21 protein-coding genes are annotated in these 20,819 nt (G+C 46.5%); 18 read left to right on the top strand and 3 right to left on the bottom strand.

All coding sequences use genetic code 11. From position 1 onward, the window contains the following. Window positions 1-255 precede the first annotated feature (255 nt). From QUB16_RS28540 to QUB16_RS28530, 3 genes are all read left to right on the top strand, one after another. A complete protein-coding gene (locus QUB16_RS28540) occupies window positions 256-1,395 on the top strand; it encodes a Gfo/Idh/MocA family oxidoreductase (protein ID WP_333321391.1) in 1,140 nt (379 codons plus the stop codon). Between the two features lie 482 nt (window positions 1,396-1,877). Further along, window positions 1,878-3,692 carry a CHAT domain-containing protein gene (locus tag QUB16_RS28535; protein WP_333321389.1) on the top strand — a complete coding sequence of 605 codons (1,815 nt, stop codon included), beginning with the start codon at window positions 1,878-1,880 and terminating at the stop codon, window positions 3,690-3,692. Window positions 3,693-3,858: 166 nt separating this feature from the next. Then, a complete protein-coding gene (locus tag QUB16_RS28530; protein WP_333321387.1) occupies window positions 3,859-4,440 on the top strand; it encodes a hypothetical protein in 582 nt (193 codons plus the stop codon). Window positions 4,441-4,908: 468 nt separating this feature from the next. Here QUB16_RS28530 and QUB16_RS28525 read toward each other — a convergent pair whose 3' ends face one another. Further along, the gene (locus QUB16_RS28525; protein ID WP_333321385.1) at window positions 4,909-5,055 is read right to left on the bottom strand and encodes a hypothetical protein; all 147 of its coding nucleotides are present in this window, start codon (window positions 5,053-5,055) and stop codon (window positions 4,909-4,911) included. Between the two features lie 262 nt (window positions 5,056-5,317). Between QUB16_RS28525 and QUB16_RS28520 the strand changes: the two genes are divergently transcribed. Further along, window positions 5,318-7,822: a glycosyltransferase gene (locus QUB16_RS28520; RefSeq protein WP_333321383.1), complete on the top strand. Its 2,505-nt coding sequence runs from the start codon at window positions 5,318-5,320 to the stop codon at window positions 7,820-7,822. Window positions 7,823-8,028: 206 nt separating this feature from the next. On the opposite strand, the gene QUB16_RS28515 is transcribed toward QUB16_RS28520, so the two are convergent. Further along, window positions 8,029-9,456 (bottom strand): ABC transporter substrate-binding protein, encoded by a 1,428-nt coding sequence (locus QUB16_RS28515; protein WP_333321381.1) that lies wholly within the window; start codon window positions 9,454-9,456, stop codon window positions 8,029-8,031. 1,253 nt (window positions 9,457-10,709) lie between these two features. Between QUB16_RS28515 and QUB16_RS28510 the strand changes: the two genes are divergently transcribed. From QUB16_RS28510 to QUB16_RS28460, 11 genes are all read left to right on the top strand, one after another. Continuing rightward, entirely contained in the window at window positions 10,710-11,621 is a 912-nt protein-coding gene (locus QUB16_RS28510; RefSeq protein ID WP_333321379.1) for a heme A synthase, read from the top strand. A 301-nt stretch (window positions 11,622-11,922) separates the two neighbouring features. Then, complete coding sequence (locus QUB16_RS28505; RefSeq protein ID WP_333321377.1) at window positions 11,923-12,900, top strand: heme o synthase; 978 nt, start codon at window positions 11,923-11,925, stop codon at window positions 12,898-12,900. A 234-nt stretch (window positions 12,901-13,134) separates the two neighbouring features. Next, window positions 13,135-13,326: a hypothetical protein gene (locus tag QUB16_RS28500; protein ID WP_333321375.1), complete on the top strand. Its 192-nt coding sequence runs from the start codon at window positions 13,135-13,137 to the stop codon at window positions 13,324-13,326. Between the two features lie 106 nt (window positions 13,327-13,432). Next, window positions 13,433-13,768, top strand: coding sequence for a DUF6883 domain-containing protein (locus QUB16_RS28495; protein WP_333321374.1), 336 nt, complete (start codon window positions 13,433-13,435; stop codon window positions 13,766-13,768). A 10-nt stretch (window positions 13,769-13,778) separates the two neighbouring features. Beyond that, entirely contained in the window at window positions 13,779-14,018 is a 240-nt protein-coding gene (locus tag QUB16_RS28490) for a DUF4926 domain-containing protein (RefSeq protein ID WP_333321372.1), read from the top strand. 123 nt (window positions 14,019-14,141) lie between these two features. Then, the gene (locus QUB16_RS28485; protein WP_333297618.1) at window positions 14,142-14,378 is read left to right on the top strand and encodes a DUF433 domain-containing protein; all 237 of its coding nucleotides are present in this window, start codon (window positions 14,142-14,144) and stop codon (window positions 14,376-14,378) included. A gap of 189 nt (window positions 14,379-14,567) precedes the next feature. Continuing rightward, window positions 14,568-15,314 (top strand): uracil-DNA glycosylase family protein, encoded by a 747-nt coding sequence (locus QUB16_RS28480; protein ID WP_333321370.1) that lies wholly within the window; start codon window positions 14,568-14,570, stop codon window positions 15,312-15,314. Between the two features lie 144 nt (window positions 15,315-15,458). Continuing rightward, a complete protein-coding gene (locus QUB16_RS28475; protein WP_333321368.1) occupies window positions 15,459-15,686 on the top strand; it encodes a hypothetical protein in 228 nt (75 codons plus the stop codon). Window positions 15,687-15,773: 87 nt separating this feature from the next. Beyond that, window positions 15,774-16,190: a hypothetical protein gene (locus QUB16_RS28470; protein WP_333321366.1), complete on the top strand. Its 417-nt coding sequence runs from the start codon at window positions 15,774-15,776 to the stop codon at window positions 16,188-16,190. A gap of 14 nt (window positions 16,191-16,204) precedes the next feature. Continuing rightward, window positions 16,205-16,534 carry a DUF433 domain-containing protein gene (locus QUB16_RS28465; protein ID WP_333321365.1) on the top strand — a complete coding sequence of 110 codons (330 nt, stop codon included), beginning with the start codon at window positions 16,205-16,207 and terminating at the stop codon, window positions 16,532-16,534. Further along, complete coding sequence (locus QUB16_RS28460) at window positions 16,531-16,881, top strand: DUF5615 family PIN-like protein (RefSeq protein ID WP_333281838.1); 351 nt, start codon at window positions 16,531-16,533, stop codon at window positions 16,879-16,881. The genes QUB16_RS28465 and QUB16_RS28460 overlap by 4 nt, the downstream gene beginning before the upstream one ends. Before the next feature lie 203 nt (window positions 16,882-17,084). On the opposite strand, the gene QUB16_RS28455 is transcribed toward QUB16_RS28460, so the two are convergent. Further along, window positions 17,085-17,765 carry a DUF2834 domain-containing protein gene (locus tag QUB16_RS28455; RefSeq protein WP_333321364.1) on the bottom strand — a complete coding sequence of 227 codons (681 nt, stop codon included), beginning with the start codon at window positions 17,763-17,765 and terminating at the stop codon, window positions 17,085-17,087. Between the two features lie 249 nt (window positions 17,766-18,014). Between QUB16_RS28455 and QUB16_RS28450 the strand changes: the two genes are divergently transcribed. From QUB16_RS28450 to QUB16_RS28440, 3 genes are all read left to right on the top strand, one after another. Beyond that, complete coding sequence (locus QUB16_RS28450; protein WP_333321363.1) at window positions 18,015-19,178, top strand: baeRF3 domain-containing protein; 1,164 nt, start codon at window positions 18,015-18,017, stop codon at window positions 19,176-19,178. 21 nt (window positions 19,179-19,199) lie between these two features. Continuing rightward, window positions 19,200-19,892: an SRPBCC family protein gene (locus QUB16_RS28445; protein WP_333321362.1), complete on the top strand. Its 693-nt coding sequence runs from the start codon at window positions 19,200-19,202 to the stop codon at window positions 19,890-19,892. Between the two features lie 476 nt (window positions 19,893-20,368). Next, window positions 20,369-20,743 carry a signal peptidase I gene (locus tag QUB16_RS28440; protein WP_333321361.1) on the top strand — a complete coding sequence of 125 codons (375 nt, stop codon included), beginning with the start codon at window positions 20,369-20,371 and terminating at the stop codon, window positions 20,741-20,743. The last annotated feature ends 76 nt before the right edge of the window (window positions 20,744-20,819 follow it).

Genomic DNA, 20,819 nt, shown 5'->3' with positions numbered 1-20,819 from the left:
TCCCCGCTCGCGTATTGTACAATACGCGAGCGGGGACGCTCGCACTGTAAATGCAAAACTGAGATGCTCCCTTAGTCAGTAGTCAGTAGTCAGTAGTCATTAGTCAGTAGTCATTAGTTATTAATTATTAGTTATTAGTTAGTGGTCGCAGCTAACAAATAACTAATCACAACTAACAACTAACAACTGCCAACTACCAACTACCAACAGCCAACAGCCAACAGTCAACAGTCAACAGTCAACAATTATTAAATTATGTCAAAAATTGGCGTTGCAGTAGTCGGTACAGGTTTCGGTCAAAAAGTACACATTCCCGGACTTCAGGCCCATCACCGGACAGAGGTTGTGGCTGTTTACCACCGGAATTTAGACAAAGCAAAGGATCTCGCATCTACCCACAATATCCCCTACGCTTGCGACTCGATCGCCGATATAGTAGCGATCCCCGAAGTAGCGGGTGTCAGCATTTCCACACCGCCATTTTTGCATTTTGAAATGGCAAAAACCGTCTTGGAAGCAGGCAAGCATTTATTATTAGAAAAACCCACAGCCCTGACAGCAAATGAAGCCAGGGAACTTTACCGATTGGCCAACAACGAATCTCCAACCGATTTTAAAAATGGTGGTTCGAGAGCAATTGCCACAATGGACTTTGAGTTTCGATTCATCCCCGCATGGCAAATGCTAGCAGAATTATTGGCAGCAGAATATGTGGGAGAAAAGCGTTTAATTAAGATTGATTGGCTAGTATCGAGCCGTGCTGATGCGAGTCGCCCTTGGAATTGGTACGCGCAAAAAGAGCGAGGCGGCGGCGTTTTGGGCGCGACAGGTTCTCACGTTTTTGATTATATTAGCTGGCTGTTCGGCCCGCCCCAAAGGCTTTCTGGGCAATTGATTACAGGAATTTCGCGGCGGCCCGATCCGAATGATTCGGGAAATTTAAAATTAGTTGATGCAGATGATTCTTGCACGTTGATGTTGGAATTAGCCGGGGGAACGCCTTGTCAAGTTTGTTTGAGTTCTGTTACTTATCAAGGGCGGGGACACTGGGTGGAAATATACGGGAGTAAGGGTACGTTGGTGTTAGGAAGCGACAACCAGCAAGATTACGTCCACGGATTTCGCTTGTGGGGTTCCCAAGGTGGAGAACCTTTAGCTGAAATCAAAATTCCTCAAAGATTGGAGTTTCCTCAAGTTTATCCAGACGGGAGAATTGCACCGTTTATTCGAGTAGTAGATAGGTGGGTTGAAGCAATAGATACCGGTAAATCCTTGATACCGTCCCTCAGAGAAGGGGTTTACTCGCAGTTGTTGATGGATTTGACCCAGGAGTCGAATGCTACGGGGACTTGGGTAGATTTACCGAGTATAGATAAATTTTTGGGCACTAAGTAAAAGTAAAAACTGCCAAAGCAATCTCACGCACTCGATCGCACCCCAAACCCGATAAACTACAAATAGAGAAACTCAATCCCACCCTATATCCAGAGTCGGTAGTTGTCAGTAACGAGCGGGCTAAAGCCACGCTCGCTTGTAAGAGCGATCGAGCAAGCTGTACTGACCAGCTATCGCCTTAACTGGCTACGTTATTTAGGTCACGACACCCGCTTGATGCGAAGCTAGTCCCTTGCTCTGTCGCTAGTAGTTAAACAGCCTTAAAGTCACGCTCGGCAGTGCTGCCAGCCTAACAAGCCTCTATAACATTGACCGACAAGCTAACATTACCCCGCAAGGGAGATCGAGGCAACCATACCTCACCAGAGGGGCAACCATACCCCTCTACCCCGCAAGGGGATTCAAAGCGATTGAAATCGCCGGGTCGTTTTCCTCTCAGGACTAAAGTCTCTGAGCTTCCCACTTACCGAGCTTTTTTGTGAATGGCGCGCCCTGAAAGTCCTTGCCTCAGTATAGCGATCGCTCGCCTGAGAACCGCTGGGGCAAACCATTTTGCCACTTGGGTTCTACAAGCTCCCTATCCCAGCGGGTACGTTCACCACGACTGTATGTGGCCCGATACCCTCTCCCAATCTTGGAAAGCTTGGCAGGAAATGTTTTCGCCCTCCGGGACAATTCACGAATTGCCCCTAAATCCTGATGGCAGTTTCGTCTCGGCGGAAAACAACCAGAATATATTGGCAGAAACTGAACAACGAATACCGACGCCCTCTGTGCCGCTCCACCTCGGTCAACAGGGGTGGGGCGACAAGGGGGATCAGCATCCGCCTCGGCCACCGGCAAGCTACAGCAGTCGCCTGATGCAGCATTTGGGGATTAATCTTTGGCAGTGGCTGTTTGAAGGGCCGATTCAGGGTAGTCTCCAGGAAAGTAAAGGTATCGCGATCGGGCAAAATCTACCCCTGCGAGTGCGCGTAGACTTGCGCGAACCGTATTTAATTGCTTTGCCTTGGGAAATTATGCAGCCTCAAGCCGGTCAACCGGCAATTTCTCTGTCGCAGCAACTGCTGTTCAGCCGCACTACCAGCAATGTTGAACCTTTGCCACCCCTGCATCCTGCGGAGTCGCTCAACATTTTGCTAGTTTTGGGACAAGCAGAACCCGGCCGCGGTGCTAATTCTCAATTTTCCAGCAGTAATAACGGTCATTTGCAGTTGGGAGAAGAAGCACTCGCCCTAGCTGGGGTTCTAGAAAGTGCTTTTCAAACCGACGACAGCGGCAAATATTCTGACATCAGCGTTCCGACTCGCGTCGATACTCTGATCGAACCTACTGCGGCGGAACTAATTTCTCGGCTGGAAACGCAAGCTTACAACATTCTGTTCTACGCCGGCCACGGGATACCGGGCCCCGACGGCGGTTTGCTGTTTTTGGGGCCGGAAACGGTGATTAATGGCACTGAACTAGCTCAGGTATTAGTTCGGGGCCGCGTAACGCTGGCGGTGTTTAATGCCTGCTGGGGAGCTCAGCCGGCGGTGGAGAGGTTGCACTCAACTAACGGCCAGCAACAGGCGATGGCCCGTAGCAGTTTGGCTGAGGTACTGATCCATCACGGGGTGCCTGCGGTGTTGGGGATGCGGGACTCGATCGCCGATCGCGAGGCCCTGAGTTTTATCCAAAGTTTTGCTCAAGCTTTGGCCAGTCGGATGTCGATCGATCGGGCAGTCGCCGTCGCCAGACAGCAGTTACTGACGCTCTACAAGTTCAATCAACCGGCTTGGACGCTGCCTGTGCTGTATATGCACCCTGAGTTTGACGGTCAGCTAACTGAGCCGGTAGATGACCTCAAAACTGAGTTGCCTTTAAATTCTTCTACTTGGCTGGGACGGTTGCCGTCTTGTGCTTATTTGCGGGGGCGCGATCGACCAAATGCCAAATCCACCGACTCAACCAATCAGGTTTGGCCGATTCGCGCGGGTATGGTTCGAGTCGGACGCTGGGAAGAAAACGACGTAGTGATTCGAGAACAGTGGGTTTCTCAAAAACACGCCGAGATTTTCTGCCGAAACACTATCGGAGATAGCCGCGAAGAACCTAGCTACTTCTTGCGAGATTTTTCTCGCTACGGGACTTTAGTTTTGGGATCTGAGGGATGGCAGAGAGTTCACCACCAAGAATTGCTGCTACGCAGCGGGACTCAGCTAAAATTTGGCAGTTCTCAAGGTCAGATTTTTGAGTTCACTATTGAGGTTCCTAAAACTTCGGGGTACAGTGAGACGGATTGCGGAACGAATTAAGGTGCGGGTGTAGCTAATGAAGACAAGCGGCTACTGGCACAGCAAAGTTCTGGGCGTTGAGTGTCCAGTCTGAATTTAAAAGAGTTATTTACCACTGATAGCTCGCAACGAGCTCTTGGCACAGTCCCCCCTCTATCTTTTCCTTTTCTCCTTTAGGTATTACATCATGGCTACCCAATCTGCTGATTCTGAATATTTTCGCGATTCTCAAACTCAGGCCCAGATGGAACTTCTCGCCACAATTGTTCAGACTGATGTTGCTTACCCCTGGAATCCTGCACAGCTTGAATCCGAATCTTATTTAACTGCCCTAGAGCAGGAATTTGCGCTATCTGATTCATTCAGCGACAGCGATATTGCCCTGAAGTCCCAAGTTTTATTCTCGCAATTAGAACAAGTTTGGCTGACGACTGCTCTGCAAAAGTCTTTGCGCGAGAAATTTGCTCGCGTGCCTCAAGATTTTCTGGCCAGCATCGCTCAAAGCGTGCAAAACGCAACTGTTAAGTATCAATCTTTAGCTGACCAAATGGTAGAGTGCGTCTTAGAGATTTTGCCTCAGTGGGCTGAGGAAGATTTGCAGGTGTTGGCACGTCCTTTGGCTTATGCGATGCGAGATGTTGATTCGGAAGGGGGGGAATTGGTCATGGCAACTAAAAGACCGTGGGCCCAATTGTCGGAAATAGAACAAGCCAGAGTTAGTTTGGCTGTCGCCCGCTATGCAATCTCGCAATTAGAAATTGGTGATTAGTTCTGTGATGGCTGGGTTTTTGTGCTGCGCTCGCGGTAAATTTTTTAAATTAATATAAAATTAATCTACCTTTAGTTAGATGTCAAATTCGTCTAATTGTTAAATCAAATAGGATTGCTATAGTCTGATATAGCAATCCTATTTGATTTGTAGACAAGATAATTTTTTTGTGAACTATAGTACAATACGCTTGGGTTAAAACTATTTATTCCGGGCGAGCTCCCTTGCAGCATACCCCCTACTCCCCCTGATTGTTGGGGGACGCAAGAGTAAGTTCTTGTCCCACCCCCTACTCCCCTTCGTAGGGGCGGTGCCAAGAGTGCCCGCCCTTGGCTAGGGGGGATCGAGCTTAACCCAAGCGTATTGAACTATAGTAAACGCGCCCGACGGTTAGGACTCAGATGTGGCAGCATTTTCAATAAGCTTTTTATGGGCCGCGTCGCAGAAACCGCCCACAAGAAATATTTTTTAATTGTGGAACAGGCCCGAAAGCCTGTTGCTGACATTGCTGAAATCCTTGCCGAAGATTGCTTCTGATATCTTTTCCGGTTGGGTGGGAATGATAAAGTCAAGGTCGCGCAATTCCACATTCCCCCACTCCCCACTCCCCATCATAAAGAGTGTTACCGCAATTGATATGAATTCTCTCCTCGGTAACTCAAGCCTTCTTCCTTCTTCCTTCTGCTATATTTGGCCAGGTTTGGACTCGCTAAGCAGTTTGCCAACAGCAAGCAAGATGAATTATCATACAAGGGTCAGAATGTTAAAAAATGTAAATAGAGTAATTGGGGTGTGTCGGAATTTTCAACTGAAGTAAAAAGTGGACAGCAAGAAACCCTTACTGTGGCATGCACGATCGGGACTTTAAAATTATTTTATGACAACTTCAAGATTTGATTTTCAAGACTTGAAACGCCGCTTTGGGCGGATTTCGCGGGTGCCTGCGGCAACGCTAGTCGTGTTGGGGGTGCTTGCTTTCGCAGGTGCGATCGCCGGGGCCTGGTTTGCCGGTGAAGGTACAGTCAGCGGTATTTTTGCCACAATCAACATTTGGCAGCAAAACCCGCCTGTGTGGCTGCAAGTGCCTGCTACGAGCAAGATGTATTTGTTAGTGCCGACTTTTGTGCTGGTTTCGGCAGCTTTAGCTGCAATTAAAATTTCGCCTCAACCGCAGAAATGGTCGCGCGCTGTAGTAGTTGCAATAATTCTAGCTTTAACCATTCGCTACGTTTTATGGCGATCGCTCGCTACTCTAAATTTAACCGATCCCCTCAACGGTATCTTTAGTTTAGGGCTGTTTTTCCTAGAAATGCTACTGGTTTTCAACACCAGTATTCAACTGTATTTAATGCTGAGAATGAAAGACCGGCGTCGAGAAGCCGATCGCATGGCAGTTGCAGTTGAAGCTGGAAACTTCACCCCGCCCGTAGATATTTTTATCCCAACTTACAACGAACCTGCTTTTATTTTACGGCGCACAGTAATCGGCTGTCAAGCTTTAGATTATCCCAACAAAAAAGTATATTTGCTCGACGATACCAAGCGGCATGAAATCAAGTTGCTGGCAAAAGAACTGGGATGCGAGTATATAACCAGACCCGATAATATTCACGCCAAAGCTGGAAACATCAATCATGCCACAGCCCTAACTAATGGAGAACTAATTGTAGTTTTCGATGCCGATTTTATTCCCACTAAAAACTTTTTAACTCGAACAGTTGGATTTTTTCAAAATCCCGAAATCGCCCTCGTTCAAACACCGCAAAGCTTTTACAACCACGACCCCATCTCCCGTAATTTAGGTTTAGAAAATGCGATCGCGCCGGAAGAAGAAATCTTTTACAGGCAAATTGAAATCATCAAAGACAGCGCCGACAGCGTAGTTTGTTGCGGTACATCTTTTGTAGTGAGGCGGAGTGCTTTAGAAACAGCGGGAGGCTTGGTCACAGATTCAATCTGCGAAGATTATTTTACCGGAATTCGGCTGTCAGCAACCGGATATCGCTTAGTTTATTTAGATGAAAAATTGAGTGCGGGTTTGGCGGCTGAAAATATAGAGGCTCATCTAAATCAAAGGCTACGCTGGGCGCGAGGCACGCTTCAGGCATTTTTTATTGATTCCAATCCTTTAACAATTCGCGGTCTTACATTCGTACAAAGGCTATCTCATTTGGAGGGATTGCTGCACTGGTTTACCAGTTTAACCAAGGTTTTATATCTGTTGATACCTTTAGCTTATTCATTTCTCGGCATAATTCCTTTGCGGGCAAGTGGGCCAGAATTGCTGTACTTTTTCCTGCCTTACTATTTGGTGCAACTTACTGTGTTTTCTTGGCTGAACTGCAGATCGGGATCGGCTTTGCTTTCCGATATTTATTCGTTCGTCCAGTGTATTCCTTTAGCGGTGACGGTAGTGAGTTCCATGCTGAATCCCTTTGGGAAAGGGTTTGAGGTGACGCCAAAAGGAATTGCGAGCGATCGCTTTCGTTTTAACTGGAATTTGGGATGGCCTTTGATTGTCTTGTTCGCAGCTACAGCAGTCAGTTTGTGGCACAGTTTAAACATTAATTTAGTGAAAAATGTTGGCACCGTACAGTCCATATCAGAAAGTGCACATTTGTTGTCAAAAGGAATGAGTTTGGGATGGGTGTGGAGCGCGTACAACCTGCTGATGATCGGGATTGCATTACTGATTTTGGTGGATATTCCTAAGCCGGACATTTACGAATGGTTCAATTTACGCAGGGTTGTACAATTAAATATTGGCGGTAAAAGTTTTTGGGGTATAACCACTGTAATTTCGGAAAGTGGCGCTGAAGTTGCTCTGACTCAGTGGCCAAGTTTTGCGGTGAAAGGTAAGGGTAGTAAAGAGAGTTTGACCCCAGCAGAGATTTTGCCAAAATATGCCGTTCAGACAAGTTTATGGCCGGGTAAAATAAAAGCGCTCTCTCGCAGTGCGGCAGTCAAAGCAAGGAGATCCTTAGCGCCGTCTTTTGTTGATTTGGGCACTGAGCGTCCTTGGGCCAAAGGTTTGATTGATTGCGATTCGGCGACTCTGAAAATTATGGAAGAGAACTGTTTTATTCCTGTGGCTAAGATTGAGTTGGTGAGCGATAAATCTCAGTTGGAGTCGAGTTTTCGGGATGGAAAAGACGGCAGTTTTGTGGAATTTCCCACTGTGCGAATTGCGTTCGATCGCCTCAACATTAGCCAGCACCGCTGTTTGATCGAAATGCTGTACTGTCGCCCGGGCCAGTGGCAGCGGCAGGAAACTCCCGGAGAATGGCGATCGCTGTGGCTGTTGTTGAGAATTGCTTTGAAACCGAGGGCTGTTTTTGAGAGGAATAGGGCAGTTAGGCCGATCGGAGTTTCGCAACTTTAGATCGAGTTTCCATGCCGGCCGGGTTTCACCAAACCTTTATCGCGCCAACAAACAATCCCATCAAGCTGCCCCCGCCAAGGAACAATGGTAGATTTTATAGCAACCGCCCAGACGGTTAGGACGTTGTTAATGGCTGACACGATTGATTTTATTGCTTCTTCCTTCTTCCTTCTGCTATACATAGACAAATGACCAGAACTTGTTTTTTAATTAATCGGCACAAACTCGTAACCGTAACGGGTTCGATTTCCGGGTTTAACAGTTACTAACTGAACTGCTCGATTGCGATCGCCCGAAGGTAAAAATCGAATCGGGCCCGATGCTCCATTTGCCGAAAAATCTGACGCCGATAAAGCTTGTTGAATGCCTGTACGAGTCGGATTGCGCCCTAAACCGACAATTAACGCGATCGCCGCGTCGTACGCTAAAGCTGTGCGCCAACTTACTTCAGCATTCCACAGTTGTTTGGATGTTTGGGGAAAGTTTGACTGCGGATCTGCGAGAATGTGCCAAGGAACAGCCAGCACCATATCTGTTGCTCCTGCGCCACCGATTTGCAGTGTTTTAGCAGTATAAGCACCGTCTCCTGCTAGTAACGGCAGCCGTTTGGCGTTTACTTGCACTACTTGCAAAGCTTGGTCGAGCGTGGCTGAATCGGATGCTAACATAATTACTTCTGCTCCTTGGGCGATCGCACTTTTAACGCTCTCGGCGGCATTAAAATTGCCCTTAGCAAAGTCAAATTCGGATACGATTTGTCCTCCATCGGCGTAATTAGCAGTGGTGAATTCATTTTTTAAAGATTTGCTATAACTGCTGGCAGAATTGAAAAATACAGCAGCTTTTTGCTTTTGCAATTTTCCCAGCATATAGCGGGAAAGAGCATTAGCGGCAAACCGATCGCTCGGCACTGTCCGAAATATATTGCTGCCCACTCCTGAGAGCTGGACAGACGTACTTGTCGGAGAAATTGCTACTAATTGTTTTTGCTGGTAAATCTTGCTGGCTGCTAGAGTCGTATCTGAAGCAAAATGCCCGATTACTCCTAAAGTTTCCGAATTATTTGCTAAAGCACTGGCAATTTGTGCGGCAATTTCTGGGTTGTTGTCATCGTTAGCAATTACCACTTTTAAGGGAGTACCGCTAATGCCGCCGCTTTGGTTGATTTCATTTTGAGCTTGAGCTACGCCCCGCATAATTTCTAGAGCAGCATTGATATCGCCGCCAATGGGAACTGCGGCGGCAAGTGTGTAGGATTTCTGAGCGCCGATGCGGGCGTTGTTGAGGTAAATTAAGGCTTCTGGATCGTTGCGATTGCTTTTGAGCGAAGCTTGTAAGTCGGAAATAGCTGCGTTATAGTTGCCAGATGCGATCGCCTGTACTGCTGCTTGCTTGGTTGTTGTTGCTTGCTCTGGAATTAACAGTTTGTTCCCCGCACTCAGACGCTGCCCAATTGCCTGCTCTGACTGCGGCGAATTCCCCGTCGGAGACTGGGAAAATGTCGGATTTGGGGGTGATGAACCTCCGAGATTGATGCCGCCTCGGCTTGTCAGCCACCAAATACCTGCACCGGCTAGCCCGATCGTAATTAGGAGCGATAATACCAGAACAACGGTTTCATTTTTTTGGGACATGGCGGCAGAATTTTAGATTTTAGGTTTTAGATTCAAAGAAGGAAGGAAGTTCGGCCACGAGCAATGTACCGGATGTAACGCATTTAATAATAAGTTTTCCTTAATTTAATAATGAATGCACCAATTATTCTACTTGTGCTACTGGAGATAGATGATTTTTCGCTGACATATACATATATTTTAGCGCTTGGTAATTTATTTCAACTTGATATTCTACAATCTAACTGCGTAGCAGCTTTGATCCAGTGACGTTAACTGTGAAACCTGCGGATTGTCCCGTATCTGAGGGTTTGGCTTCTTCGCCCTATTTGGCGCTGCTGGGGGTGGAAGCCATTTCGGGTGTGATTTCTGGTGCTGTTTGAGGTACCGTGTCTCCTGAGTCTGCGATCGGCGGGCGTGCGATCGGGGTATTGTACAATTTGAGGATGATTCTTGTGGGGAATAGGGGTTAGCGTCCCGCCTGGTGTGAAAATACACCCCTTCGGGCCAAGAGATCCCATCCCACAAAACAATCAAAATCATCCCGCTATTATGCAACGCCATAAATAGGGCTGTGGCGATTGCGATCGTCACGTTAAAACAGCCTCTACCATCGGTGCTTATTCTGAGGCTTGCTGTGGCATCAGGTGGTTGTTTTGACCGTACCACAAGCTGATTGCTGCGATCGCTATGCCGTCATCTAGGACCACCAGGGAACCCGGTATTTTCCCTGTTTCTTTTTCCCTCCTTGAACAGCTTGCTCGCGGCTACGAAGCCTGGAGTAAAGAGTGGCTGGCTTAGAGCTTGCTTAACTTGTTGACTGCCGTTTTATTTGCGGTCATACTTCCTACTAAGGTAGAACAATCAGCTACATTTAGTTTGTTGCGAATCCTACTTTATAGGTTTTTTTATGTTGTTTAGCTTTTTGTAAACATTTTTGAGCGGTTCATATCACAATTTTTTAATAAATTCTTTTTCTTAATTATATCTTTATTTTTTTGCCCAACCTAGACAGTGGGGGAGTTTTAAATTATCCAGGAGCGGGAAAAGATTAAAGTTTTTTTAAGTTTGACAAAATAAAGGACATCTTTTGTAATATAAAGAAGAAAGTTGAAAAAATTATAAAGACAAACTAATTGGATAAAAGTGTCGCTAAGGTAGTAAAAATGACGGTTGGTCAGAGAAAAAGAGTGTTAAGCTAGGCTAAGCTCAGCCAAAGCAAAACCTCGATATTTAATTAAGTTCGATCGATAACAAAGGCTAAGGTAAAGTTCATGGCAAACTCAGTTTTAAATCAGCCAAACGCAGCAGGAGTGCAGTGGCAGCCAAAAGATATTATCCGCAGCCTAGTGTGGAAAATTGCGATCGCAACCTGGCTGTTAATGGCTGTAGGCAGCGCCACGCGGGTGATGAATGCGGGGCTCGCTTGCCCCGACTGGCCGCTGTGCTACGGTCAATTAATACCCGCAGCGCAAATGAATTTGCAGGTATTTCTGGAGTGGTTTCACCGGTTGGACGCAGCGGCAATTGGCTTGAGCGCGATCGCACTTTTAGGACTATCTTTGTTTTACCGCAGCCGCCTGCCCAAATGGCTGCCTTGGGCGAGCGCCGGAGCACTATTTTTAATCGTTTTTCAGGGCGTATTGGGCGGCTTGACAGTAACACAACTGCTGAGATTTGACATCGTTACGGCTCACTTGGGAACCGCTTTACTGTTTTTTGGCGCCCTGCTAGTCATCGGTTTCATGCTGACTCCCTACGAAGCTACAGGCAATACGGGCAAATTAGCTTGGGTAAGTTCGATCGCAGCATTGTTAGTTTACCTGCAAAGTTTGCTAGGCGCATTGGTAGGCTCTAGATGGGCACTGCACCAATGTTTGGACTCCTCAGAATTGTGCTCGGTAATGAACAGCCACATCGCCGGTATCGTACCAGCTACAGCAGCGACTTTAGCCGTAGCAGTCATGGCTTGGCGGCAGCCTGCACTGAGTCCAAATTTGCGAAAACTGGCTAATTGGGCGAGTGTTTGCCTCATTGCTCAATTAGTTCTGGGATTAGCAACTTTCCGGCTGCACCTTCAGGTAGAACCGCTGACAGTCGCCCACCAAGCAGTCGGTGCTGCTTTGCTGGGAACCCTGATAGCTTTTAGTGTTTTAGCTTGGCGCGATCGAGTTGTATCAGCTTGAGAGTAATATTATGTCCGGTAGCATCGTTATTATATAGTGCAAGGTCTTGTAGGGGCGGATTCACCATGATTCTCGATCTAAAAGCCAACAGTTTCATAAACCCGCCCCGCCCATACAAGCACGAATCAACCGGACATGATATAGAACGCAGATTTATCTATTCCTTGAGTAAGAGAGGGCTGATTTATCCCTCGGTGGGGGCGGGTTTATTAATCCTTTTAGCTACAGCAAATATCTCTCGTAAAACCCGCCCCTACGAACCAATGACAAATGACAACTAACAACTAACAACTAATAACCGATGCAAGAAGTTCTTACCAACGACAGCCCCCGCCTCCACGAAAACTTTTCGCAAGTCGTGAAAAGTTACTATCAACTAACAAAACCCAGAATTATTTTACTGCTGCTAATCACCACCTCAGCAGGAATGTGGATGGCGGCCAAAGGAGAAGTCGATCCGCTATTGCTGGTATCAACTATTACTGGAGGCGCTTTAGCTTCTGCGTCGGCGAATACGATTAATTGTGTCTACGACAGCGACATCGATTATATTATGGAGCGCACCCGGTGGCGGCCGATTCCTTCCGGGCGTGTGAAGAAGCGCGATGCTTTGATATTTGCGATCGCCCTAGCTACAATATCCTTTACATTGCTGACAGTTGTTGCCAACTTATTAGCCGCATTGCTAGCAATGTCAGGCATCCTTTTCTATGTCCTAATTTACACCCACTGGCTGAAGCGTCACAGCGTGCAAAACATTGTCATCGGCGGTGCAGCCGGGGCGATTCCCCCGCTAGTTGGGTGGGCTGCGGTTACGGGAGATTTGAGTTGGGGTGCGTGGCTGCTGTTTGGGATTATATTCCTGTGGACACCGCCGCATTTTTGGGCATTAGCAATGATGATTCGCGACGAATACAAGGAAGTAGGGGTGCCCATGTTACCGGTAATTGAGGGCGACGAAGAGACAGCCCGCCAAATTTGGATTTACACGCTATTGATGATTCCTGCAACTTTGCTGCTAGTTTATCCCCTGAATTTAGCGGGCGCGGTGTATGCGGGAACAGCTATTTTCCTCGGTGCTATTTTTGCCCAAAAAGCTTGGTTGCTGTTGCAGACTCCAGAGGATAAGATTGTGGCGCGATCGCTCTTCAAATACTCTATTCTGTACCTGATGCTATTGTGCGCCGGAATAGTCGTTGACAGTTTGCCTGTGACTCATAATTTGACTACTGCTGTTGTACAAAATGTGCAAACTTTGATTAGTGCGGTTGTAATGTAGTAATCAGTTAAATTGCCATGATTAAAATGAAGCCCGCATCTTGCGGGTTTTGTTTATGGTAAAATAGCAATAGTCATTCTTCCATCTGCGTAAATCTGCTTTAATCTGCGGTAAAAAAAAGAGCGAAAGAACATGACAGAAACCATTTAGCTAAATATAAAATCACATTCCAGCTACTTTGAGCATCTTGAATAAATATACTAAGTGTAAAATTAAAATAGGAGGAAAGTTCTGATGGCTGAAAATACTGTGAAAGTAGACATCTCATTTCAATCACTGCTGGAAGCTATTTCGTCACTGGGAATTGCTGAAAGATACAAGATATGGGAATTTTTGGAAGCTGAATTATTCCCGAATGAGGACGATTCTCCAGAAGACCTTGCCGAAATTGAAGCGGCCCGTGCTGACTACAAAGCTGGAGATTAGACGACTTTCGATCGATATATGGCACAACGGGCAAATTGCTGAGGCAAGTTAATGCGGTTTCTGGCAAATGAAAACTTTCTACCAAGTGACTTAACCATTTCGACAGATGAAACTACCCAACGGAGATAAGGCACTACTTGGTGACAAGCTTGAGCGATACTCACTAAATATGCAGCATCCCAAAGGAAAAGATAAAGCCATCCTATTTAGAAATAGATTGGGAATTACACTAGAAAACAAAGCTATTTTAGAAGCGGCTATATTAGAATCTGCGGTCAATCAGGATGCAGAAATTTATAAAAGTGACAACTATGGAACCCAGTATGATATCAAATTTTTCATGACTACGGAAACAGGAAGCTCTTGGGTGCTGTCATGTTGGATGATTCGCACCCATGAAGACTTTCCCAGGTTAACTAATACCTATCCTGTCAATAAGTGAGGATACTGTGATGACGTTACACGAGTATGATGTTGTTGCCTTGACCGAAGAAATTCAGGCAATCCATAAAGACACCTCTCAGCCCATTTTGCTCCGGCCCGGACAAGTTGGCACTATTCTGATGAGCTTTGAGGATCGTGCTTATCTAGTAGATTTTGCGGATGCTCAAGGTAATACCTATGCAATGGAAACCATTCCCTCAGAGAAACTCATGGAACTCGTTTATGAGCCACTTCCTGCCTACGCCTAACGCACAAATAATACTTTACACAGTATTGAGTTGGAAGTGGCGATCGCAGAATTAGATCGCGGCGTGAGTTTCGGGCGATAAATGAAGTAAGCTAAAGACAAAGATTTTAAACAATTTTAAGCAATGCCAGCATCCGTTGCTTATCTGTTTGACAGAATCACAGTGAACCCAAGACAATGTGGCGGTCGTCCCTGCATCCGGGGAATGCGGATTCGAGTCATCGATATCCTAGAGTTGCTGGCTGCGGGTGAGCAAATTTTTAAGTTTATCGAAGAATTTCCAGACTTGGAAATTGACTATATTAAAGCTACGCTTCTGTATGCAGTCCGCAAGCTCGATCGTCCTGTTTTAGCCGCATGACAATTTGGTTGAATTTTCATCGAACGGCAGCAATTGCTATGTGAATTAGTGCCACTTTTGGTGACATACATCAGCGATCGATCGGCGGTATTTTTCTCTTCTATTGGGTATTGTACCGCAACTGCGATACAATTATAAGTTCGACTGCTAGATTTTCGTAAACTCGTAATCAGTTGATATATTTCGGGAATGTCTGAAAAAACTCTGCTAAGTGAAATTGTTCATTGTCCCCATGCACGAGAGTGTCAAGAATATCTTTCTGTTGAAAATCCATGTCGTACAATTGTTGACTCTCAAAATGCAATTGGGTTAGAAAAATTTCAAGTGCCTGAACCTTGGAGTGGACAGATAGAGCAAGCACCCATTCTCTTCCTGAGTTCAAATCCATCAATTGGCTCTGATGAAGATTACCCAACTTGGGATTGGTCATGTAGCGAAGTACACGATTATTTCAATTACCGTTTTGGAGGAGGACGTAAGCACTGGATCGTTGATGGTACAAAATCCTTGCTAAAAGACGGGAAATATAGTCGCTCTACTCGATTTTGGGCAGCGGTTAGACAACGTGCGATTGAGCTACTTCAACGGAACGTTAGTCCAGGCATTGATTATGCGCTTACCGAGATAGTGCATTGTAAGTCTCGTGCCGAAACTGGTGTAGAAGAAGCACAGGAGCAATGTGTGGAAGCCTACTTGTTGAGAGTTTTAGAACTAGCAAGAGCAAAAGTGATAGTGGTACTGGGGGCACGCGCAAAGCAAGTGATTCAAAGCCAATTCAATATCTCTACAGCAAATTCAATATCCGAGTTCGTTGAGATAGGGAATCGTGAAAGATTTTTTGCTTTTCTCCCCCATCCAAATGCTCGGACCCACCGTTCTTTTGCTAAGTGTTTACAGGGTGATGAACTTGAAAAGTTACGCGCTTTTTTGCGGTAGCATCAAAATACGGCAAGAGATGCGCGCACTCGAACAACGCCAATGCACCCGACCGTCGAGATCCTGTCGGTGGCAGTCTGAGGTAATTTGCGGCGGGTGATTGGCAACGTTAGACCGCTAAATCTGAGTTGGGTAGTGGCTTGAATGTATCTATCAAATTCCAACCCAAAGGTGAATGTCATGCAAGCTAAACTTCAAGAACAACTTTCTCCTGATGCCGAAGTTATTTTGGGACGTTTGCCAGAACGAATTAAAGCTGTTCTAATTGCGCGTGCTGCGAAAATTGAATATCCGATCGCCATTTCGATCGCCAATTTTCTCGACACAGAAGCATTAGGTTTCGTAGATTGCAAACCAGGACGCGGACAGTAAAATCGAGAAGTCCCAGGCGATGAAGTTTTTGATAAGGTGAAAGCCCGATCGCTAAAATGATGAATAGATGTTGCTGCCAAGATAACCATGACCACCATCACCCTCAACCTCTCTCCCGAACTCGAACAGCAGATCCGCACTGAAGCATCTCGACAGGGCGTTGAACCCGATCGTTACATCCTCAACACCCTGCAAGAACGCCTCCAGCCTAGACTTCCAACCACCCAACCTACTGAAGCCGACTTGCTGCAACAAATTAACATCGGCTTTAGTGCACAAACCTGGGAAGAATACCATGCCCTCATCGCCAAGCGTCATGCCGAAACCCTGACTCCCGAAGAACACAAGCAACTGATCCAAATGAGCTCGCGCCTTGAAAAACTCAACGTTACCCGCATTCAAGCCTTAATTCAACTCGCCACCTTCCGCAACCAACCTCTGACAGAGCTCATGCAAACCCTGGGCTGCCTGCGGGTTCTTCCGTCTATGATAATAAGTAGTTAGAATCAAAAAAATGTATGCCAGTTGTAGCAGTTAAAACTTACATAGAGTATCGGAATGATGCCTATTGGGTTGAAGGAACTCGGATTTCTCTTGACTCGATCGCCTATGCTTTCCAACAAGGATTATCGCCCGAAACTATTGTTCAGTCTTTCCCACTACTGACACTGGAACAGGTTTATGGGGCAATCGCCTTTTATCTAGCCAACCGCGCTGAAATCGACGCTTACTTAGCCGCCGAAGAAGCTGCATTTGATGCCATGCCTCAACCTCTACAAACCAGCGATCCAGCTTTGTACAACAAACTGATTGCAGCTAAAGCAGCAACACAGCAGGTGCAATCGTGAATGTGCGCTATCAAGCTGATGCTGACTTAAATCAGGCGATCGTCACAGGATTACTGCGACGAGAATCTACAATCGACTTTCAAACTGCTTTTGCTGCTGGGTTAGAAGGCGTTAAAGATTTAGAAGTGCTGGCAATTGCAGCACAGCAAAGACGTGTTCTTGTCAGCCACGATCGCAAAACAATGCCATCGGAATTTGCTGAGTTCATTACTACTAATCAGAGTGCTGGAGTCATTATTGTTTCCCGAAAAATACCGATGGAAGTTGTCATCGAAGAACTACTCTTGATTTGGGCAGCATCTAGTGCAGAGGAATGGGTCGATCGTATTGCTAAGCTACCCCTTTGATGCACACTAAAATGGATATTGAAAGCGTTAAGCTAGAAACAGACAACAGAGAGCCAACCTACGCAAAAGGTTAATATCAATGGTTGCGATCGCCCAAAAAACCCTTTCCTTCGAGGAATTTCTCAACTGGGATGACGACTCCGGCAGGTTATTTGAGCTAGTCAATAAAGTACATCTTGAACACTACCAAATTTTTCAATGTTTCAACTTCGGGCTGTTAGCGGGAAAGTGGCGATTTCTGTTGCAGATTCTGGCAGAGGGGGGCGCAGACAAAGATAAGCTAGCGGCCCTAACAGCGGAACTAGAGAGACTGCCCAAAAAATGCGATCGTCCGAGAGTCCACGGCGTGCCATGTCGTCCCCCAAAAGTGAGGGAAATATTACAGCCATCAAGCAACAATCCCAAGTTATTAAATGCACAAAAGGAATTGACTGCCACTGCTTGACAAAATCTCCCCAATCTCCATTTAACCAAGCCCAAGCTAACAGCCAGATAGTAGTTAGTAAAAGTACAATGCCTGTCCAGCGGGAGTCTGATATTTTGATCAACATATCTTTGCGGCCGGAAAATTCTTGCTGGGGCTGGCGGAGGAGTAAGTAGGGAATTAAGCCGATGATGCCGGCGCCGTTGGAAGCGATGAAAGCAGGCCCAGCGGATATATTTTGGGTTCTCTCATCAATGAATAGGAAGCAAGCGTAGACCATCGGCCACACTCCCATGAGAGCGAATATAGTGACAAGGTAGGGGTTGATTCCTTCTAGCTGGAATTTGAGCATTTTTTCAATAACTGTTAGCGTTCCGGGCTGATCGAGAGGAGCTAGCAGCAAGGTGTAGGCAATAAATGTTGCCCACAGCAACCCCAGAAACAGTTTTGTTTTCATCATATATAACGAGTAGTGGAAGCCGACTAAAGTAAATTATGGTAAAGTAGCCGCCGAGTTAGCGCCGTCTATCTTAGGTAATAAGCAGTTCGATTGGAACAGCGGCGGGAAACCCCGTTTTAGTTCGGGGATGAAATGCTCTACAGCAGCCGATCATTACTTTAGGCAGACGCAGGGGCCATGTCAGGAGAGATACATTTTAAAGAATCGGTTGTTTTTATTACAAAACCCCTTAGAAAAGGAGTTTCAGCGGTGAACGTAATATCTGTAGACGAACTCAAAGCGCTGGTACAACAATCTTCTGGATTGTGCGTCTCAATTTATATGCCAGTCGCTCAAGGAACAGAAATTCAACAAAACCCGATTCGGTTCAAAAATTTAATCAGAGAGGCTGAAGACAAAATTGTAGAGTACGGATTTGACAAAAAAGAAGCTGCCCAATTGCTAGAGCCAGTCCGAGCAGAAATTGACCAGGAAAAATTTTGGGAAAATCAAAGCAACCTGCTGGCGATTTTTGTCGGTTCGGGATTTTTCCGCTACTATACCTGTCCGGTGAATTTTGACGAATTAGTTGTTGTGAGCGACAATTTTCACGTCAAACCGCTGATGCCTATGCTGACAGGAGATAATTTATTTTATGTTTTAGCTCTCAGTCAGAAGGAAGTGAGGCTGATTGAGTGTACGCCTTACAGTGCTAGGGAAGTTGAAGTTGAAAACTTGCCGAAAAGCCTTGAGGAGGCTCTGCAATATGACCCGACTGCTAAAGATGGTCAGTTTCGGATTGCTACTTCAAAAGGAGGCACTAATAATTCTTTTCAGCAGCCGGGAAGTTTTCACGGTCAAGGAAGTCCAGATCGAGATGAGCCCCAGCAGGAAATTTTGCAGTATTTCCACATAATTGATGGGGCGCTGCACAAATATTTGCACAATAAAAAAGCTCCTTTAGTGTTAGCTGGAGTTGAGTATTTGCTCCCGCTTTACCGAGAAGCTAATACCTACCCGCATTTATTTGAAGAAGGGATTACAGGCAATCAGAAACTTCTCAAGCCGGAAGAGTTGCGGGCCGAAGCTTGGCCGCTGGTGGAACCTTTGTTTTTGCAGGCTCAGTCAGAGGCGATCGCACAATACCACGATCTGACAGGAAGCGATAAAATTTCTGCTGATTTGAAAGAAGCTGTTTCGGCTGCTTATTTTGGACGGGTCGATCGACTATTTGTTGCTCTTGGCGTTCAGCAGTGGGGTACTTTTAATCCCGATACGAACGCGGTGCAAATCCACCCAGAAGCAGAATTGGGTGACGAAGATTTGTTGAATGCGGCAGCAATTCAAACTATTCTCAACGGCGGAACTGTTTACGCTATGCCGCCGGAACAAGTGCCGAACGAGGCACCTTTAGCTGCTATTTTTCGCTATTAATTTACCAGCAGGTTTAAACCAATGGAATCTACTTCAAGCACAAATTCCGACAAACAAAACCAAAGTAGCAGCGGCGATACCGAACGCTGGGCATCTTTAATTGGGGGCGGGGCGCTGGTGCTTTTTGGTTTGTCACAGCGTTCTTTGAGAGGTGCTTTGCTGGCGGTTGCGGGGGGCGGTTTAGCTGCTCGCGGGCTGGGGGTTGTGGAGGGTTTGCAGTCGGCTGCCGATCCGAATCAAAGCATTAAAGTTGAAAAGACGGTGACGATCGACAAACCGGCTGATGAATTGTACCGTTTATGGCGCAATTTTGAAAATTTACCTCGGTTTATGAAGCATCTCAAACACGTTACGGTAATAGATGAAACACGTTCTCACTGGATTGCTAGCGCGCCGATGGGCAATAGTGTGGAATGGGATGCAGAGATTGTCCGCGAAGAAGAAAATCGCTTAATTGCTTGGGCGTCGGTGGAAGGAGCTGATGTTGACAATTCGGGTTTTGTGCGCTTTCAACCGGCATCTGCAGGACGCGGTACTGAGGTAAAAGTTGTCATCGAATACAACCCTCCGGGCGGTGCAATTGGTGCTGGCGCTGCTAAACTATTTGGCGAAGCTCCCGAACAGCAAATTGCCAATGATTTACGTCGCTTTAAGCAGTTGATGGAAGCTGGGGAAATAGCGACTACGGAAGGTCAATCTTCTGGCCGCAAGTAAGTATAGCATTTTTGGTGGTAAGCCCTTGTAGGGACACGGCGAGTGTAGGGACTTAGGCCAAGCCCATAGGTGTTCAACTTAAGCTTTTTGTCCACCAGTCCTCCCGCCCACCCGTTAGTCCGCCAGGGAATGAATTCCCTGTCTCATAGCTAAAGTCCTCTCAAAGAGGACTGAAAAACTCATTAGTCGTCTTCAGACGACTTTAGCTTTGAGGCAGCCAGGGAATGAATTCCCTGTCTCATAGCTAAAGTCCTCTCAAAGAGGACTGAAAAACTCATTAGTCGTCTTCAGACGACTTTAGCTTTGAGGCAGGGGTTTCAACCCCTGTCGGACTGTCGAACTATCGGTTGTACGTTAAGTGGACACCTATGGACTCTTGGAGTGTCCCTACGACACGAGCGATCGAGCGGGATGTCCTTGAGTACAAAACGTAGAGTTTGTGCTCTCAAGCTATTTGTTGTTTACCTGATTAATTGATGTCATCTCAAGTGGTTTTCGGAAATGCGGGCGCTGAAGGTGCAAGTCGGGGCGGTTGGTTTGCGGGTCACTTTATGACGCCTGATGATGACCCGCGATCGACTTCTGTTTTAGAGGTAAAATGGGGCACTCACCCCGCCGGAGATTGTAGGACTCAGTGGGCGGTAAATGCGGCAGCCACGACGCTTTCTATCCTGGTAAAAGGGCGGTTTCGCCTGCAATTTCCAGAGCAAGAAATCTTGCTTTCTCGCGAAGGAGATTATGCTCTCTGGCAGCCGGGAGTGCCTCATTATTGGTCGGCTGAGGAGGATTCGGTAATCGTGACTGTGCGGTGGCCTTCCCTGTCGGGAGATAGTTCGGGAGTTAAGAAGTAAGGAGCGCGAATTAAATAACTTACAATTTTAATTGTTATTGTGGGATGGGCGTCCCGCCCGTCCTTTTTGGACGGGC

Origin of the sequence: Microcoleus sp. D3_18a_C4 (genome assembly GCF_036702415.1) — a bacterium.
GTDB lineage: Bacteria > Cyanobacteriota > Cyanobacteriia > Cyanobacteriales > Microcoleaceae > Microcoleus.
The sequence above is the reverse complement of the archived record's forward strand: the minus strand, read 5'-3'. Positions and strand labels throughout refer to the sequence as shown.

Bases quoted from the DNA above. Each gene is read 5' to 3' on its own strand.
- QUB16_RS28465 (WP_333321365.1), top strand. From the start codon at position 16,205: ATGCCAGTTGTAGCAGTTAAAACTTACATAGAGTATCGGAATGATGCC.
- QUB16_RS28520 (WP_333321383.1), top strand. From the start codon at position 5,318: ATGACAACTTCAAGATTTGATTTTCAAGACTTGAAACGCCGCTTTGGG.
- QUB16_RS28530 (WP_333321387.1), top strand. From the start codon at position 3,859: ATGGCTACCCAATCTGCTGATTCTGAATATTTTCGCGATTCTCAAACT.
- QUB16_RS28445 (WP_333321362.1), top strand. From the start codon at position 19,200: ATGGAATCTACTTCAAGCACAAATTCCGACAAACAAAACCAAAGTAGC.
- QUB16_RS28470 (WP_333321366.1), top strand. From the start codon at position 15,774: ATGACCACCATCACCCTCAACCTCTCTCCCGAACTCGAACAGCAGATC.
- QUB16_RS28480 (WP_333321370.1), top strand. From the start codon at position 14,568: ATGTCTGAAAAAACTCTGCTAAGTGAAATTGTTCATTGTCCCCATGCA.
- QUB16_RS28440 (WP_333321361.1), top strand. From the start codon at position 20,369: ATGTCATCTCAAGTGGTTTTCGGAAATGCGGGCGCTGAAGGTGCAAGT.
- QUB16_RS28500 (WP_333321375.1), top strand. From the start codon at position 13,135: ATGGCTGAAAATACTGTGAAAGTAGACATCTCATTTCAATCACTGCTG.
- QUB16_RS28485 (WP_333297618.1), top strand. From the start codon at position 14,142: ATGCCAGCATCCGTTGCTTATCTGTTTGACAGAATCACAGTGAACCCA.
- QUB16_RS28515 (WP_333321381.1), bottom strand. From the start codon at position 9,456: ATGTCCCAAAAAAATGAAACCGTTGTTCTGGTATTATCGCTCCTAATT.
- QUB16_RS28505 (WP_333321377.1), top strand. From the start codon at position 11,923: ATGCAAGAAGTTCTTACCAACGACAGCCCCCGCCTCCACGAAAACTTT.
- QUB16_RS28475 (WP_333321368.1), top strand. From the start codon at position 15,459: ATGTATCTATCAAATTCCAACCCAAAGGTGAATGTCATGCAAGCTAAA.
- QUB16_RS28535 (WP_333321389.1), top strand. From the start codon at position 1,878: ATGGCGCGCCCTGAAAGTCCTTGCCTCAGTATAGCGATCGCTCGCCTG.
- QUB16_RS28495 (WP_333321374.1), top strand. From the start codon at position 13,433: ATGAAACTACCCAACGGAGATAAGGCACTACTTGGTGACAAGCTTGAG.
- QUB16_RS28455 (WP_333321364.1), bottom strand. From the start codon at position 17,765: ATGATGAAAACAAAACTGTTTCTGGGGTTGCTGTGGGCAACATTTATT.
- QUB16_RS28525 (WP_333321385.1), bottom strand. From the start codon at position 5,055: ATGATGGGGAGTGGGGAGTGGGGGAATGTGGAATTGCGCGACCTTGAC.
- QUB16_RS28540 (WP_333321391.1), top strand. From the start codon at position 256: ATGTCAAAAATTGGCGTTGCAGTAGTCGGTACAGGTTTCGGTCAAAAA.
- QUB16_RS28510 (WP_333321379.1), top strand. From the start codon at position 10,710: ATGGCAAACTCAGTTTTAAATCAGCCAAACGCAGCAGGAGTGCAGTGG.
- QUB16_RS28490 (WP_333321372.1), top strand. From the start codon at position 13,779: ATGACGTTACACGAGTATGATGTTGTTGCCTTGACCGAAGAAATTCAG.